A 16,803-nucleotide genomic window follows, 5' to 3' on the forward strand; every position below is an offset into this window, starting at 1 on the left:
GACCAACGAGCTCTATACGCAGCTTCCGCTGACCGATCACGCCGTGATCGAAAAACTCGTGCACGTCCGTGACCTGACGCCGGACGAGCAACACGCGGTGCAGAACCTGTATGCGATGCCGCGCGTCGACCTCGCGCCGTTTGCCATGTTGTTCCCCGACTTCGCGGCTGCGGAAAAACATTTGATTGCCGAGCATGACGAAGAAAGACGCTGGCATTGGTTTCGCGAGCGGTTTGCGCTGATGGTCAAGCGCTGCCATGTGATTGCCGCGCATTTGGTCGGCCATGTTGGTGCTGTCGCGAGCGCTTCGCCATGCGGCTGCACTGACGCGCCGTCGCCGCACGAAACGCAAACGGCATGGCTGATTCTGCGGCACCTCTTCGGCGACGAGAACCGCGGTTTGACTTCGTGGGAAAACGATTCGGGCGCAATACCCGACGTCATGTGGAAGCCGTTGCCGTCTGGCGGGGCGTTTGCGGCGCTGCTGGGACTCGTCGGCACAGGATTGATGGGCGAGTTTCACACCAAAGGCGGTGAGCTCGTCTGGCGCGAGCTCCGTGCGAACATACGGGCGTTCGATACGGGGAAGAACGAAAAGAACACGCCATTGCCTACGATTCTGCCGGCTCTCGATTTGAACTTTTCTCCCGAGCAACTGAAGCTCTTCGGCGTGCGTAACGGTTTCGCGATTCAGAACCGCCGCGGCACCGAGCTTGGCGGTGCTGCCGGCTTTCATATCAAGTGGCATGGCGTTCTGATGGTCGACGAGGAAGGCCGCTACCAGTTCGACGCTGACGTACCGCGCGGGAACGCGGGCAAGGAGAACGGCGAAGACGAGCGTGAATGCATTCCGGAACGCCGCTGGCGAGTCACCTTGAGCCGCGGGCAGAAGACGTGGGCGGTACTGTCACATCATTGGAACGACGAACCCGGCGACAGCAATTCGTCACTGCATTTGAAGTCGGGCGCATACAACATCGAAGTCGAATTTTTCCAGAACGAACCGCAGTTTTCTGGCGAAGACGATGTGCATCCGTTGCATACCGGGTTCGAAGTCAAGTATTCGGGCGCCGATACGCATGGGCAGCTCGTGGTGCTGCCGCTCGACAAGCTGTTTTGCGCGAGCAAGGACGAGCAGCTCATCGGCAAAATGAGCTTTCCGAAAGGCAGCAGCGTTGCCGAGTACTTGTACCTGAGATACACGAGCACGCTGCGCGACATACGCCGTACTTACCAACGCGCGTTCAAGGCGCTGCTGTTCGCGCATCGTTTCGCGCTCACGGGCCATCCAACGAAGCCGTTCGGGCAGTCCGAGCTAGGCTATATGTTCGCGCATGCGGACTTGTTCGCAGGCGTCAGCTATTACCGCAATCCGGGTTTTGTCAGGCATGCCGCCAATTTCGACATGAACCTGCTGCCGCTCCTCGACTACTATCATCCACCGGCGGCGAGCCAGGATCAACGCACCCTTCCGAGCAGCCAGCGCAAGCAGGCGCTGTTCGATTGGTGGGAGCGGATGTTTGATTACTCGCGAATGTGTTGGACCACGGACGAACGGGCAGACGAGAGCGGAAAGAAGACGTGGGCGCGTGCAAGACCCGTCTGGCTGTTGTTCGAAGAAGCGGCTGAGAAACAGCCCGACAACCCCGCTCAACTGCTGCGCCATCTCGACGTCGACCTGGATCACGCACCCTGCGTGCTGTCGTATTTCTCGACGCAGACGACACCCGTCTACACGATCGTCAGCAACGACCTGAAGGACGATCGATGGGCTGTCAGGGTCTGGCATGCCAACCACTGGATCGACGAACTTGTCGAACGTTGCCCGCCGAATGACATTCGTCTCGCGCGGCCGGACTTATGGGCATCGGACGACCCTGGCGCTCTGGTGCCTGGCGAAGCGCAAACGGGCAATGTCAATTTGGTGCGTCTTTTCGAAAATGCGATGATCGAGCCCGACGAGCCCGATCTGCGCCGCTACGACGATCTGCGAAAGATCAACGATTGCCTGCGCGAGCATGCACGAGCGCATTTGCTCGCGTATTTGTGCGGAATGAATCGGGTGCCGCTGCCGTGGGGTGGTCACGCGAAGTCACCTGAAGCGTTGAGCGCCCTACTCCTCATTGACGTCGAAGCCGGCTTCTGCGAAAGGGCCAGCCGTATCGAAGAAGGTATCACGGCGGTGCAGACGTTCGTGCAGCGCGCACGGCTGGGGTTGGAGGACTGGGCGATCGGACCGTCGTTCGTGAGCCTGTGGAAGGACATTTTTGCCAGCTATAAGGTCTGGGAGCGTTGCCGCTGCCGGACGCTCTACCGAGAGAATTGGATCGCGTGGGACGAGCTGAGAAAAGCGCGCAGAATCGAAGCGTTCCAGTTTCTCGAAGATCAATTGCGCCGCTCGACGCTGACGTTGGCCGCGCCCGGCGGCCTCGAATACTGGGCGGCGTCGCTGCCGCCATCGCATCCGGCGGTCGAGCTGCTGCAACAGTGCACGCCTTCCGCACTGCGCTTGCTGACGCCGCCGAGGGAAGGGCTCGGCGTGCTGGGGACACCCGAGCGTGATGCCCGGCCCTCGTGGCTCGCGCCTGACTCTGGCGCGCCTCAAGGGACACCCCAAGGCCCGAACAATCCACCATCGCCCACCATCGCTCGCGTCGCAGACACAAGTGCCGCAGGCGTTGTCGTCGCGACGTCGGCCTCGAGCGCATCGCCGGCAGCCGCGTCCGACAAGCTGCCGTTCTGGATCGAGGCGGCCATCCGTCTTGGCGTGCGCTTCATCCGCGTTGCCGCAGGTGGCGTGCCGCCCGCCGCCGCGGCGTTCGTTCCGAGCGACTTTCATTCCGAACCAGGTTGCTGCATCGAATGTGGGTGCGTGCATCCGCCACTCGTCGACGAATACTATTTCTGGCTCGTGCCGGCGCAGACATTCGAGGAGCCGTTCCAAGACGAGTATTACGACCCATCGGAACAAATCTCCCATTACTGGCACGACCCGCAGCAGATCCCGACGCTTCTCGACTGGAAACCGGAATCGGCCGTGCGGCTTGCGTGGTGCCGAGTGCATAACGGCGAATTCAAGCAGCCGCGTCATTCCAGTGAACTGGTCAAGCTGTCTACCGGCGCGACGCCTGACCTGACCTATGTCGGGAGGCTGGACGACTCGCTGACTTTCGCTGTAACCGGAGGCATTGCGCCCACGCCCCTCGGCTACAACGGCACGGACGCCCCGGGCTTCCGCTATGACATGGCCGTGGATAAGTGCGTGGCGCTGCCGCTCGTGCAGGATCCGACGCCCGTCGCGAGTCCCTACCCCGCGGGATTGCCCGCCTATCCCTATTTTGTTTTCGTCGAGCCCGGCGAGCGGCTTTTCATCGAATCGATGTTCAGCCCGTCGATTGCAATTGCCGATGTGCTGCGCTGCCGTTGTCATTTCGAACCGGCACTGAAGTGGTACGAGTTCGTGCGTAATCCGCTGCAATCCGACAATATGTGGGTGCATTGCGGCACGGACAGCCGGCTGGGCGACGGCACCCTCGGAACGGTAGACGTGGCCGAGCGATCGGCCGACGTTGCGGTGGCAGAGCAGCCGCCGGCGACGCATTTGCCCTCGACCGACAGCGTGGATGTGCCCGGCCATGGACGTGCGCCACTCGACATGTGCTGCGACAGCACGAAGATCTCGGCACAGACGGCGCGCGATCGTGCGATCGTGCTCGCTTATGCGGAAACGCTCGTCGAATGGGCGCGCGCGCTGCTGCGGAAGAATTTGCGTGAGTCGGCGCAAGAGGCCAGGCTGATTCTCGACACCGCTTCGGCCATTCTCGGCCCCTGTCCACCGACCGTGCGCAATCCGTCAAGGCCAAACAAGGGGACCGTGGCGACGTTCGTGCCATTGAACCCGCCGCTCAATCCGCGGCTGATGCAGTTGTATTGCCATGTGCGGGACGGTCTTTCGCTCGTGCATCGTTGCCTGAGCGACAAGCGGCTGCGCAACCCGGATGTGGCGGGCATGTGCGGTTCGCCGTACTGGGGACAGGATCCATGCTGCTGCGATCCGGCTCCCCACCGGCCGTGCGACGAACCCGTTTGTTGCGAGGACGGCGCCTGGTGTCACCCGCTCACGCAGTATCGCTTCGCCGTGTTGATGCAGAAAGCACGAGAATGCGTGGGTCGTCTGCGCGAAATGGGCACGGCACTCCTGGGCGCATTCGAACGCGGCGACGGCGAGTATTTAGCACAGATGCACGCGCGGCACGAGACAGAGCTGGCCGATATGACGGTCGATATCCGGCAGCAGCAATGGCGCGAGGCGGACTGGCAGGTGCAGGCGCTGCGCAAGGGCAAGGAAGTGCAGGAGACGAACCGCCGGTACACCAAGCGACTGATCGATGTCGGCTTGATCAATGGGGAGCTCGACTATCAGGACAATATGAACAACGAGATCGGGCTGCGCAGCACGGCAACCGAAATCGAGGCCGTGGCGGAGGCAATGGAGCTGATTCCAGACCTTTTCGTCGGCTTCCCATGCGAAGAAACCTGGCTTCCGCTCGGCACCAAGCTCGCCGGCATGTTCAAGACGATCGCTCGCATTACATACGAGATCGGCGAGATCGCCGGCCTCAATGCGCAGCTCGATCTGACGCAAGCAGGCTGGCAGCGCAGGCTTGACGAGTGGGTGCATCAGGTCGAGGTCCTCGATCTGGAAATCGAACAGATGGAAATCCAGATCCTCGCCGCGGAGAGAAAGGCCCACGAAACCTTGCTCGAATTGAATCTACACCAGCAGTCGCTCGAGCAATCGCGCGAAAGACTGAACCTCTTGCGCGACAAATTTACGAGTCACGAGCTATGGCTATACCTGCAGAAGGAAGGCATGGCCATGTACTGGCAAATGTATGAGCTGGCGCAGCATGTCGTGCGGCAGGCACAGCGGGCGTTCAATTTCGAGCTCGGTTTTACCGACCGCAATTACCTACCGTGCGAAAGCTGGAACGGCCTGCACGAAGGCTTGCTCGCGGGAGACAAACTGCAACTCGCGCTCGACCGGATGGAAAAGGAATATCTGCAATGCCATCAGCGCGAGTACGAGCTCACCAAGCACGTGTCGCTCGCGTTGCATTTTCCATTGCAGCTCTTGCAACTCAGACTGACCGGCTCCTGCGAAATCGAAATACCCGAGTGGATGTTCGATATGGACTATCCGGGGCAGTATATGCGGCGCCTCAAAAGTGTCAGCGTGACGATACCGTGTGTAACCGGACCCTATACGGGCGTGCATTGCAAGCTGACGCTCCTGCATAGCTGGACGCGTATCGACCCGTGTCTACCCTGCCCCGTGACGCATTGCTGCAATGACAAGCCGAAGGGCGCCTGCGGTTGCCGTCATCCGTTGCACGAGCATTACGAGGCGGGATGCTGCGATCCACGTGGCGCGAAGCTGTATGGTGCGCGCGAGGCGATTGCGACGTCGAGTGGCCGCAACGATGCGGGGTTGTTCGAATTGAATTTCCATGACGATCGGCATTTGCCATTCGAATATGCCGGCGCCGTCAGCTACTGGCGCATCGAACTGCCGCAAGAAAGCAACTACTTCGATCTCGATACGGTAGCCGACACGATACTGCACCTGAACTATACGTCACGCGAGGGCGGCACGGCATTGCGCGATGCGGCTCGCGCGGCCATGCGGGAGAGGCTGCCCGGCAATGGATGGATCTATCTGGACGTGCATCGCGACTTTCCCGATGTGTGGGAGCAGTTGCGTCGCTCGCGCAGCGCGATGCAGGACGGCGTGCGGAGGAGCAGAGTTGCCGAGGAGCATCCGGGAGGCGTCATGACGCTGCCTATCTCGAGGAGGCTGTTTCCGTATCTGCCAGGCGATCCGTCGATCAAAGTCACCAAGGTCGCCTTGCTCTTCGACAGCAGTCATTGCTGCGAGCAGGAATGTCCGTGCATCAACGAGTGCCCCTGCGCGCATGAGGTGAAGCGCGGCAGCCACCTCGTCGAAGTGACCGTCGACCACCCAGACAGCGAATGTTCGCCGGACGAGCTCGAAATCGAATGCAAGAGCAGCGTCGATTGGCCGGGGCTGTACCACGGCAGCGGGGAGATTCGTATCGCTCCGCTGGACAACCGCAATCCGGGCCATACGATGACGTTAAACTTTGCCGATCGAATTTGCGGGCTGGAGCGGGTTTTCGTGCTGTGCCGTTACGAAGTCATCGAACGTTGTTGCGAGACCGTGCGGCCGAGTTCGTCTTTCGACGTTCATGAGGGAGGCTGCCATGACTGCGCGTAAGCCGACTGTGAAAATCCGAGAGGGGAAGGTAGAGCACCCCGCCCACGACGCCGCCGAAACGGACCGCCAGAAGAAAGGGAAGTACCAATTTGTCACGGGCGCGACGTTGGTGGCGCTTGAGGACCGGGTCAATCAGTTGATTGACGAACATCCAGATTTGACGCTGAAGCAAGTATTGTTTGCGCAGGGAACCGGGTTCGTGGCCGTGCTCGAGCGGCCGGCGTGAGACTCGCGTCATACCGCTCCTGTACGCCGCAATCGGTCGAAACAACCGAGCGTCCGATCGGCCTGTGAGCTGTCGCCTTACCCATTCGCGTTGTATCGCGCGTACCGATGAAGTTTTCGATCGGCTGTGGCCAGCCCGATTGGACAAAGATTCATGACTTAATTTCACATAATTATCATGAACAATCAAATGGGGTCGGTGTCGCAATTAGCTTCGCGGCAGCCGCGCATGCCGGTTTCCGGCTGCGTCGAGATAATTTGCCGTTGGGTGCAACCGCTTTCCGCGGCCGGAATTTGTGCAGCAGCCCGTTGCACAATTACCGTGGTCGCGCGGCAAGCTTGACGACACCCCGCAGCTGCCTTGGTGTGCGGGAAAGCCGCTCGAGCCTGGCTTTGGACGCGCGATCGGCGGCTCGCGCAGTTGGCGGAACAATTCGGGGTTCTCTACTTATCGCCTGATCTGCATTGAGCGAAGTCAGTGCCTATTCCAACTCACGTTCCGTAGCAGCGTTAGAATAGCGCCCCTTCTCATGGGAGACAAAAATGTCCTGGTTCGTTTATGAAGTGCCCGAATATCACGAAGACGCTGCGCGCATCGAGCCCTTTAGCGACCTGCGTAGCCGCGTGCTGAAAGTCGGTGACCCGGCCATGGCCGACGAACTGGAAAGCGTTCGCGAGAACGCCGCGGCGGCAGCGGACACGCCCGAGCGTCCCCTGCGCACTCCGGAAAATCCGCATGTCTTTCCGATTCCTTACGCCGAGTCGATGATTCTGGTCGGATTCATCTTCGATCTGAAACGCGAATTCCGGCAACTGGTCGTGTCACCCGTGGAAATGCCCTGGCTGAAAGACGCGTAAAAGGTGGTCGGAACGTAAGGTAGCCACCCTCACCTGCACGAGGCGGACGGCGGTCGACTGCACTGCTCAACTGCTCAACGCGACAACGCAATCTGCCGATCTGAGCTTGGTATCGCAGTCACACCATTGTGACAAGAAAGATTACATCCTGCCGATGATCGCTTTTTCGTTGCAAGAGCAAAGTTGAAATTATGCCGTAGTCCTATGGTTTGAGCGCATGCTGGCGGCGACTTGGGCCGCCTGAGCGCACCATGGGCCATCCTGGAACGATCATCATGAGCAAGCGGGAGCTGGATCGTCCGAAGGTCGTGGAAGCTGCAATCGGCGTAGCGAGCAGATCGCACGTCGTGTTGCGCATGCAGATTGGCGAGTCCGACCTCGTGCACTGACGGGCGCACAGTGCGAGCCGGAACGGCGTCAGGTGCGGTCATCGGACGTTCCGCGATAGTCCAGTTCGCCATATGCGTGGTTCGGTTCGAACATCACGCCAACCTCATCGCTTCCGCGGCGAATAGCAATCAAATATCATATTATGATACATAAGGATCGCTGACTGAAAGACCCGGACGCCGTGGAAGCCATTCGCAGCTCGCGCTTGCCGGAACCTGTCGCGAGGCGTAAGGTTGATTTCTCTATCGCCCTTTTCCGGGAGATATCAAAATGGCTGCCATGCAATCCGCGGCCACGCCCCTCTCCGACGAGGAAGCCCGGCGCCAGTTGCACCGCGCCGTCATCGCCAGCACGATTGGCACCACGATCGAATGGTATGACTTCTTCCTCTACAGCACGGTCACCGGCCTGGTCTTCGCAAAGCTGTATTTCCCGCAATCCCACCCACTCGTCGGCACGCTGCAAGCGTTCCTGATCTATGCCGTCGGCTTTGTCGCACGGCCGGTCGGCGCGGCGATCTTCGGCCATTACGGCGACCGCATCGGACGCAAGGCCACACTGATCGTGACCCTGTTGCTGATGGGGCTCGCCACGTTCGCCGTGGCCTTCGTTCCGACCTACGCCGCGATCGGCATCTGGGGCGCCGTTATCCTCACGGTACTGCGCTTCATCCAGGGCGTCGGCGTGGGTGGCGAATGGGGCGGCTCGGTCCTGATGTCGATGGAGTGGGCGCGCACCAATACGCATCGCGGTTTCGTCGCGTCGTGGCCGCAGTTCGGCGTGCCTGCGGGATTGTTCCTCGCCAACCTTGCCGTGCTCGCCATGAGCTGGTTTTCCGGCAGCGCTTTCCTCACGTGGGGCTGGCGCGTGCCGTTTTTCCTCAGCATCGTGCTGGTTGCGATCGGGCTCTATATCCGCCTGAATATTCTCGAGACGCCGATCTTCGCGAAGCTGCTGGCCGAGCGTCGGATCGAGAAGACGCCGATGCTCGAAGTGCTGCGCAAGCAGCCGAAGGATATCGTGCTGTCGGCGTTTGCGCGGATGGCCGAACAGGCGCCGTTCTATATCTATACGGCGTTCGTGTTCACTTACGGGATCACGGCGCTGGGCGTCACGCGCGAACTGCTGCTGGCGGCGGTGCTGTTCGCATCGGTGGTCGAGTTCTTCACCATTCCGCTATTCGGGCACGTGTCGGATCTGATCGGGCGGCGGAAGATGTACATGATCGGTGCGGCTGCCGCCGGCGTGTTCGGATTCGTCTACTTCGCGATGGTCGATAGCCGGAATCCGGTATGGATCTTCGCGGCCATCGTGTTGTCGCTGGTCCCGCATTCGATGATGTATGGACCGCAAGCTGCATTGATTGCCGAGTCATTCACAGGGCGGTTGCGGTATAGCGGCGCGTCGATGGGTTATCAGCTCGCTTCGGTCATTGCCGGTGGCCCGGCGCCACTGATCGCAACGGCACTCTTCGCGTACTACCACTCGGGGTATGCGATCGCGGCGTACGTGCTGGTGTGTGCGGTGCTGAGCGTGGTCGCCGCATCGAAGCTCGGGGACTATACGAACAAGGATATTTCGCGGGAATACGACGACGCTCGGGGTTTGGGGGATCATGGGCACGCGCCGCCGGTGACTTGACGAATTCGCCAGCTCAGGCAGGCGATGACGACCGCAGCCGCGATCCCATAACGTCCCGGGCGCGAGACGGACGTTGCTTGCGGGAGCATCGGGGCTCCTTTGGCGGGCCATCATGCGTGGCCGTCTACGGCCCGCGCTAGCGGGTCAGCGCATCGACGCTCAATACGATCCGGGCCGCGCACGGCACCGGCTCCGCGATACGGTCGATGGCCACGGGCGGCGAAATTGCCGCGGCCATCGGGCCGCTGATGTCGATTCCAGTTGTGTGCGGGAGAACGATTGAAAACCAGACAGCCGCTTGTGACAGGACAACGATCAGGCCGACGCGTGATCGCTGCAAGTCTGGAGCCGGGCGTCGAAGGGATACCACGCCCGGCTTGCCTCAACGCTCGAGAAAGGGCCTGAGCTTGTCCGCACGGCTGGGATGCATCAGCTTGCGCATCGCCTTGCTCTCAATCTGACGGATCCGCTCGCGAGTCACGTCGAACTGCTTGCCGACCTCTTCAAGCGTGTGATCGGAGTTTGTGTCGAGCCCGAATCGCATCCGCAAAACCTTGGCCTCGCGCGGCGACAACCCGTTGAGTGCCTCGTCGATCGCCGCGCGCATGTTCGCGTGAATCGCCGCCTCAGCCGGTGAACTCGCCGAGACATCCTCGATCATGTCGCCGAGCGTTGCATCGGCATCGTCACCCACCGGAGTTTCGAGCGAGACAGGTTGCTTGGCGATCTTGAGGATACCGAGCACCTTCTCCTCGGACATCTCCATGCGCTTTGCCAGCACTGCGGGATGCGCTTCCTGCCCAGTCTGTTGCAAGATTTCGCGCGATATCCGGTTCAGCTTGTTGATCGTCTCGATCATGTGGACCGGCACGCGAATGGTCCGCGCTTGGTCGGCGAGCGCACGCGTGACAGCCTGCCGGACCCACCAGGTCGCGTAGGTCGAGAACTTCCAGCCGCGCCGGTATTCGAACTTGTCCACGGCCTTCATCAGGCCGATATTGCCCTCCTGGATCAAATCCAGGAACTGCATGCCGCGGTTCACGTATTTCTTGGCGATTGAAATGACAAGACGAAGGTTCGCCTCGATCATCTCGCGCTTGGCCTGCCGCATCTTCAGTTCCGCGGCACTCATCTTGCGGTTGATCTGCTTGAGCTGCTGGAGCGGCAACGAGACTCGCGATTCGATGTCGACGAGTTTCTGCTGCGCCGCCTGAATCGCCGGCTGATGTCGCTCGAGCGCCGCGCCAAACTGCTGCGAGGTCGCCGCCGTGCGGTTCGTCCATTCAAGATCGGTCTCGTGGCCCGGGAACGATTCGACAAACGCGTCGCGCGGCATGCCGCAACGGTCGACAGCAATCGACAGGATGCTGCGCTCGATCGCGCGAACCTCAGTCACTTGCCCATGCACGATGGCGCACAGGCGGTCGATGGTCTTGGCCGTAAAGCGGATCGGCGCGAGTTCACGCTGGATCGCCATGCGCACTTGCACAGCCGCTGCGGAACGGGCATCGCCAGTGACAGACACATCCGGCAACTGTTCGAACAGTGCACGCACTCGCGCGAAAATCACGAGACTGTCGTTCGTGAGTTCTTCGAGGCGTGCCGCGTTCACCTTCTCCGAATCCCCGGCGTCCGTTTCGACGTCGTCTTCGTCCGAATCATCGTCGGCGGCGAGTGCTTCCACCTCCTCTTCCTGGGACTCCGGCGTCATTTCGCTTTCATCGGCGTCGACACTGATGCCATCGACCAGTTCGTCGATGCGCAGTTCGCCGGCAACGATGCGGTCGACATCGGCAAGAATCGTGGACACGATCGACGGACACGCGGCAATCGCTTGAATCATGTCCTGCAGACCATCTTCGATCCGTTTCGCGACCTCGATTTCACCGGCGCGGGTCAGCAGTTCGCTGGCCCCCATCTCACGCATGTACATCCGAACCGGATCCGTGGTGCGGCCGAATTCGGAATCGACGGTCGATAACGCAGCTTCCGCCTCCTCGTCCGCCTGATCGTCGGATGCCACGGCCGGCGCAGCGTCGGTGAGCAGCAGCGCTTCGGCATCCGGCGCTTGTTCGTACACGGCAACGCCCATGTCGCTGAACGTGCTGACGATCGTGTCCATCGCCGCCGTTTGGGCAAAGTTGTCGGGCAGGTGATCGTTGATGTCCGCGTGGGTGAGATAGCCGCGCTCGCGACCGAGCGCGATCAACGCGCGCATCTGGTGCTGGCGCTCCTCATTCTGGCGTGCCAGGGACGCGGTGTCCGTCGGTGTCAGGGCCTGGGCCTGGGCCTTTCCCTTCGACACACGGCGGCCGGCTTTTGCCGTAGCTGTGATTTCAGGGGATGTGGAATCGTTCCGATCAGGAATTGCCAATACATGCTCCTCGACAGATGAGCCGACGATCGTCGCGAGCATGACGCCAGAATGGGTTGCCTGCCGGGATGCGAACGGAATCGTGTACGCACAGGTAGTCGAGGCCGGGACGCCTCGCGCGAAATCCGTATGCGCAGCTTGTGGGGGCGTGAATGATACCGGAATATCTTGTGCAGCACAACACGGGGTTCCGTGGATTTCCATAGACTTTACCGGTGTAGCCCGCGCTAGCTGCGTCATGGGGGGTAGCAGTCGGCTCCATAACAATGCACATATAAATCAAGAGCTTGCTGATTGCCTCGCAGGAGGTGTATCGCGGAGAGCGGCAAGCACGCCATTTGTCCGCGGATGGCGGGCAGCATGGGCCCGACTCTGCCTCGTAGTACCGCCCGTCATGCCGCCCACCCCGGGGGTCGCATTGCGCTAGAGCGCAAAGAACGACTCCCGAAGGGCGTAATCGTCCGAATCGTGCAAAAAATAGCGCTTTGGCCGAGAAGGCTCTTATCTATCAATGAGTTGCACGATTCCCGTTGTGGGTCGAACGATGTACCGTTGCGGAGCCTTTCGGGTGTGGCGCTGGGGGCTGTCACCGCCAGCGTTCGGACGATTACCCCATGAAACTCGCGAGAAGATGGCGCTCGACGTGCCCGACGTGCATTTCCTGCGCGCGCCGTCGGCATGCTACGTGATCGACCGGTTCGACCGCGACGTCGCGTCGGCGCCGGCCGGGCGCGTGCATACGATCGACGCGATGCAGCTGCTCAACTACGACCGCGGCTTCAAGTACCAGCGGGCGAACGCGCAGGAGCTCGCCCGCGCGATCGAGCGCACCAGTACGCGCGCGCTGGCGCGCTTGTCGGTGTTCCGCTGGACCGTGTTCAACGTGGTGGTCGGCAACGCCGACGCGCACCTGAAGAACCTGTCGTTCTTCGTCGACGCGCGCGGCTACCGGCTCGCGCCGTTCTACGACATCGTCAGCACGGTTGTGTATCACACGCCAACGCACCGGCCCGACCATCGCGGCGATCACTGGCCGCACTGCGAACTGACGATGCCGCTCGGCACCGCGACGCGGTTTGTCGATATCGATGTGGCTGCGCTGGTCGCGTTCGGCCAGGCGCTCGGACTCAGGGAAAAGGCGGCCGCGAGCAAGCTGCAGCGCTTTCTCGAGCTGCTCGATCGCCACGTCGCGCAGACGCTCGATGAAGTGAGGACAATCGCGCCCCCGGACGCCGGGGAGATGCGGCGGCTGAATTCGATCGCGGCAATGCCGGTCAGCGCGCGCCTCGAGAAGGATGCGGGCGAGGTACGGCGCATTCCACGGTGCATCAGCGCGGGGGATTTTCCGATGATGCAATAATGTTTGATTTATTTTGTTTTAGAATCGCAATACTGTGTTGCGATTCACTCTGATATACACGGAATCCCAATGAATTGAAATTTTTCTGCTCTAGCTGTTTCCGACGAGACCGTCGCCGAACATCGCGAAACGCATCGGCACGTGGCATTTCAGGGGACGACAGCCCACATTCCGCGCCCTTCGGCACGTGCGGTAGCGTAACGTGCTTGTCGTCGCTCCGATACCCTCCGGCCGAATCCTGGTCGAGCGCACCTGAGAGAACGATGCCGAACGGTCAGTGCCGTCATCCCGAGATCCCCCACCCGTGGCACACCCGAACCGAATGCCCCGATCTCCCGAACCCTCTCCAGTCGACGCTCGACAGTGAGGCGAGCATTCTTGTAGATGTTCGCCCGCACATCGTATTCAATATCATCCACAGTTAATTACACGCCCCGAATCGCCATTATGCGAACTTTATAACTCAATCTCCCCAGCATCACGATCTCCGCATCCTCACCCGGCACCGACATGAAAAATACAATATGCATTATTACTATGCAGTCCATAGTGCATTCCATGCATTGATGCCTTGCTTTATATCTGACATTCTCGAAGCCTGTCGACGGCGCATGGGATGTAATTGAAATGAATGGATTTCGCTTTAAAAATGAAAAAGGCCGCGCATGCAATACAGTCGACCCGGATCTTGCGGCTCCTGGCGGTTCGAAAACGGGAGCTTCGGTTGTTTCATCAGACAAAAATAGCCCCACTAGCCCGGACGGGCTTGAGATCATCAGCCTGATTGATGCTCTTCAGACGCCCGCATGCTATTTCGACGGGAACGGGGAAGTCGTGAGCATCAACGACGCATGGCTTGCGTACGCGGATCACCCGGTCGGAACCATGCATCGAGTCCAATGGGTAGAGTTGATCCACGCAGAGCACCGATACACTGCTCTATCGACACTTCGGGCGGCACACCCGGACTCGGACCATACAGCGCTGGAGTGCCGACTGGTGGGTTCCCGCGGCATCAACCAATGGTTCATCGTCAATCTTCATCGTGTTGGCGCCGGGTGGCTTTGCACGTGTACGAACATCCATGACCTGAAGGTCAAGGAAGGCGAACTGAAGAATCGCGCATCGATACAATCAGACATGCTTAATGTCAGCATAGATTGCATCAAACTGATTTCGCCAACAGGAAATTTGCTGCATATGAATCGCTCCGGATGCCTGGCATTAGGCGTCGATGAAGACTCTGGATTCGGTATGCCGTGGCTGCCGTTGTTACCCGAAGACGTCTGGCACGAGGGAAATATCGCGCTGGATTCCGCCAGGAGCGGCGTATTCGGCAGATTTTCCGGGCGAAGCGAGCTCCCGGGACGCGACATTCAATATTGGGACAATATGCTGACGCCAATATTGGACGCCGACGGAAAGACAACCGCCATTCTATGTGTTTCGAGAGACGTCACGCGCGAGCGCCTCGCGCTCGATCTACTTCGGCGTAACGAGGAGAGGCTCGCCATCGCGACTCGTGTCGGAGGACTGGGAATCTGGGACTACGACATCGCGTCGGACACACTGCAATGCGACGAGAACTGGTATCGAATCATGGGGCGTGCTCCGGACAATCCGATTACCTCGATTGACCAGTTTCGCCCCTTTATTCACCAGGACGACGTCGACAAGGTCGTTCAAGTCACACAGACCGCGAAAGAGTTCATTTCATCCGGCAAAGACTATCGGTTCGAGTATCGCATCGTTCAGCCCAATGGTGAAATCCGGTGGATTCAGTCCACGGTCTATCCGCAGAATGAAAAGGGAATCACCAAACGAACCATCGGGTTCGTGCTCGACGTAACGGAGATTCGTGTGGCGGAGCGTCGCCGAGAGGCATGGCTGCACTTCGTTTCCCACGACATGCGTTCGCCTCAATCGTCGATTCTTGCGTTGATCGAGCTTCATCGAACCGCCGAACCACACACCGCCACACGGAACCTGCTCGATCGTATTGCCACGTATGCGCACCGAACGCTGGCGTTGGCCGACGACTTCGTTCTGCTGGCACGCGCCGAGGCGCCGACCTGGTCCCTGGTGGAAACGGATGTCGGCAGCGTGGTGCTCGATGCGATAGACGAATTGTGGGCACTGGCCCAGACGCGAAGCGTCCGGCTCGACGCGGACATCGGGGACGAGGTCTGCGTCGCGCATGTGGAACCCTTCCTGCTGGTACGTGCGGTTGTCAATCTCGTCAACAATGCGATCAAATTCAGTCCGACGAACGCCACGGTAACCGTACGTCTGTCCTGCGTTGAACACGGCTATGCCATCTCGGTTTCCGACCACGGCCCCGGCATTTCTGCCGACGCTCAGCAACGCCTGTTCGAACCATTTCAACGCTTTCAGGCCGGGCCTTCTCGTTGCCCGCCGGGCGCGGGCCTCGGGCTGGCTTTTGTGAAGACGATTGCCAAGCGATATGGCGGCAGCATCGAGTTGCACACTCACCCGGGTAAAGGCTGTACATTCATTTTGACGTTGCCAAAAACGTCGCTCACGTGATGCTAGTGGTCGCTTCGTTACGCGCGCGGTATTCGGTCGGCGTTGTCGACAGGTATTTCCGGAACAGCCTCGCCAGTTGCGCGCCACTGTCGATGCCACAGCGACGCGCGACCTTGTCGACAGGCAAACTCGACTCCACCAGCATCTTGCAACTCATGTTCAGGCGCGCGCGCTGCAGATAGTCGGATGGCGTCATGCCGATCTCGCTCTTGAACCTTCTCAGGAAATTGCGCTCGCTCATGGCTGCGACTTGTGCCGCGTCGTCGATCAAGACAGGCCTGTCGACGTTCGCCTCCAGCCAACGCGCGGATGCCGTGATCTGCTCGCTCACGTGTGGCGCCATGCTCACCGCAATGGGCAAACCGAACGGTGTAGGCGCCGGTGCCGCCAGAGATCCGGACACATGCCTCGGGAGGACTTCACCCAAGTCGTTTTCGACAACTCGCAACGCCATGCGCACGGCGTCAGGCTCGTCGCTCGGCGACCCGGTAGCGTATATGTTTGGAGATTCGTTGGCCGCACGAAATCTGCTCGAAAGACCCGCCGCATCCAGAAGATGCTTTCCTTCAGCGATCGGATAAACGCCTTCGCAATACGGATGGTTGAGGCGCAGCCAATCGATCAGCCGCTTGTCCCGACAAGCCAGATGTGCGGCTGCTCCGCCGGCGATGAACACGATGTGCTTGCCGTCCACGCGCCGCCGCGAATCGATCCTTTCCGTCCAGACGAAGACCAATGAAGAGGTGGCAATGCGGCCGCCAGCGGCGGAGACCAACGCTACCTCGTAGCGCGCCTCGCCGGAAGGACAAGATGCAGTCAGCGCACTTGCCTGATGAAAAATCTCGATGATCGCCGCGACATCGTGCAGCGCAAATCCATTGGATAGCACAATGTCAACTCGCGTCGGTGCCCGCGCAGCGGGCTTCCGCGAGCAGGGCAGTATGGCGTGCTCTAATTCCACGGTTATTCCCAAGGATGTCGTTGACCGGCAGAGGCCCGCTCCGGGTTCTGCAACTCGGACCCGTTGACGCAAGCTATCCGGGCGACCCTCGGCAACGATCAAGTGGCAGAATGGAGCAGCCCGTGGCCGCCTGAAACGGGCAAACACCC

General features: G+C 60.3%; 7 protein-coding genes and 1 pseudogene. 6 read left to right on the top strand and 2 right to left on the bottom strand.

Annotation, left to right across the window (positions count from 1 at the left end):
- Positions 1 to 43 precede the first annotated feature (43 nt).
- The 4 genes from DIE15_RS37265 (at position 44) to DIE15_RS33575 (ending at position 9,412) form a co-directional block, all read left to right on the top strand.
- A complete protein-coding gene (locus DIE15_RS37265; protein ID WP_221624186.1) occupies positions 44 to 6,298 on the top strand; it encodes a neuraminidase-like domain-containing protein in 6,255 nt (2,084 codons plus the stop codon).
- Positions 6,285 to 6,524: a hypothetical protein gene (locus DIE15_RS33565; RefSeq protein ID WP_124835554.1), complete on the top strand. Its 240-nt coding sequence runs from the start codon at positions 6,285 to 6,287 to the stop codon at positions 6,522 to 6,524. The genes DIE15_RS37265 and DIE15_RS33565 overlap by 14 nt, the downstream gene beginning before the upstream one ends.
- A gap of 542 nt (positions 6,525 to 7,066) precedes the next feature.
- Entirely contained in the window at positions 7,067 to 7,381 is a 315-nt protein-coding gene (locus tag DIE15_RS33570; RefSeq protein WP_057926895.1) for a hypothetical protein, read from the top strand.
- A 660-nt stretch (positions 7,382 to 8,041) separates the two neighbouring features.
- Entirely contained in the window at positions 8,042 to 9,412 is a 1,371-nt protein-coding gene (locus DIE15_RS33575) for an MFS transporter (RefSeq protein WP_057927296.1), read from the top strand.
- Between the two features lie 382 nt (positions 9,413 to 9,794).
- On the opposite strand, the gene rpoD is transcribed toward DIE15_RS33575, so the two are convergent.
- A complete protein-coding gene (rpoD, locus tag DIE15_RS33580) occupies positions 9,795 to 11,828 on the bottom strand; it encodes an RNA polymerase sigma factor RpoD (protein WP_260428416.1) in 2,034 nt (677 codons plus the stop codon).
- A 569-nt stretch (positions 11,829 to 12,397) separates the two neighbouring features.
- Between rpoD and DIE15_RS33585 the strand changes: the two are divergent.
- Positions 12,398 to 13,146, top strand: a pseudogene (locus tag DIE15_RS33585) (HipA domain-containing protein); the annotation flags it as partial.
- Between the two features lie 627 nt (positions 13,147 to 13,773).
- The gene (locus DIE15_RS33590; RefSeq protein ID WP_124835555.1) at positions 13,774 to 15,693 is read left to right on the top strand and encodes an ATP-binding protein; all 1,920 of its coding nucleotides are present in this window, start codon (positions 13,774 to 13,776) and stop codon (positions 15,691 to 15,693) included.
- Here the strand turns inward: DIE15_RS33590 and DIE15_RS33595 are convergent.
- Complete coding sequence (locus tag DIE15_RS33595) at positions 15,686 to 16,582, bottom strand: helix-turn-helix domain-containing protein (protein WP_311771998.1); 897 nt, start codon at positions 16,580 to 16,582, stop codon at positions 15,686 to 15,688. The genes DIE15_RS33590 and DIE15_RS33595 overlap by 8 nt on opposite strands.
- Positions 16,583 to 16,803 lie beyond the last annotated feature (221 nt).

This window comes from Burkholderia sp. Bp9031 (assembly GCF_003857965.1).
GTDB lineage: Bacteria > Pseudomonadota > Gammaproteobacteria > Burkholderiales > Burkholderiaceae > Burkholderia > Burkholderia ambifaria_A.

Bases quoted from the DNA above. Each gene is read 5' to 3' on its own strand.
- DIE15_RS33565 (WP_124835554.1), top strand. From the start codon at position 6,285: ATGACTGCGCGTAAGCCGACTGTGAAAATCCGAGAGGGGAAGGTAGAG.
- DIE15_RS33570 (WP_057926895.1), top strand. From the start codon at position 7,067: ATGTCCTGGTTCGTTTATGAAGTGCCCGAATATCACGAAGACGCTGCG.
- DIE15_RS33575 (WP_057927296.1), top strand. From the start codon at position 8,042: ATGGCTGCCATGCAATCCGCGGCCACGCCCCTCTCCGACGAGGAAGCC.
- rpoD (WP_260428416.1), bottom strand. From the start codon at position 11,828: ATGCTCGCGACGATCGTCGGCTCATCTGTCGAGGAGCATGTATTGGCA.
- DIE15_RS33590 (WP_124835555.1), top strand. From the start codon at position 13,774: ATGAATGGATTTCGCTTTAAAAATGAAAAAGGCCGCGCATGCAATACA.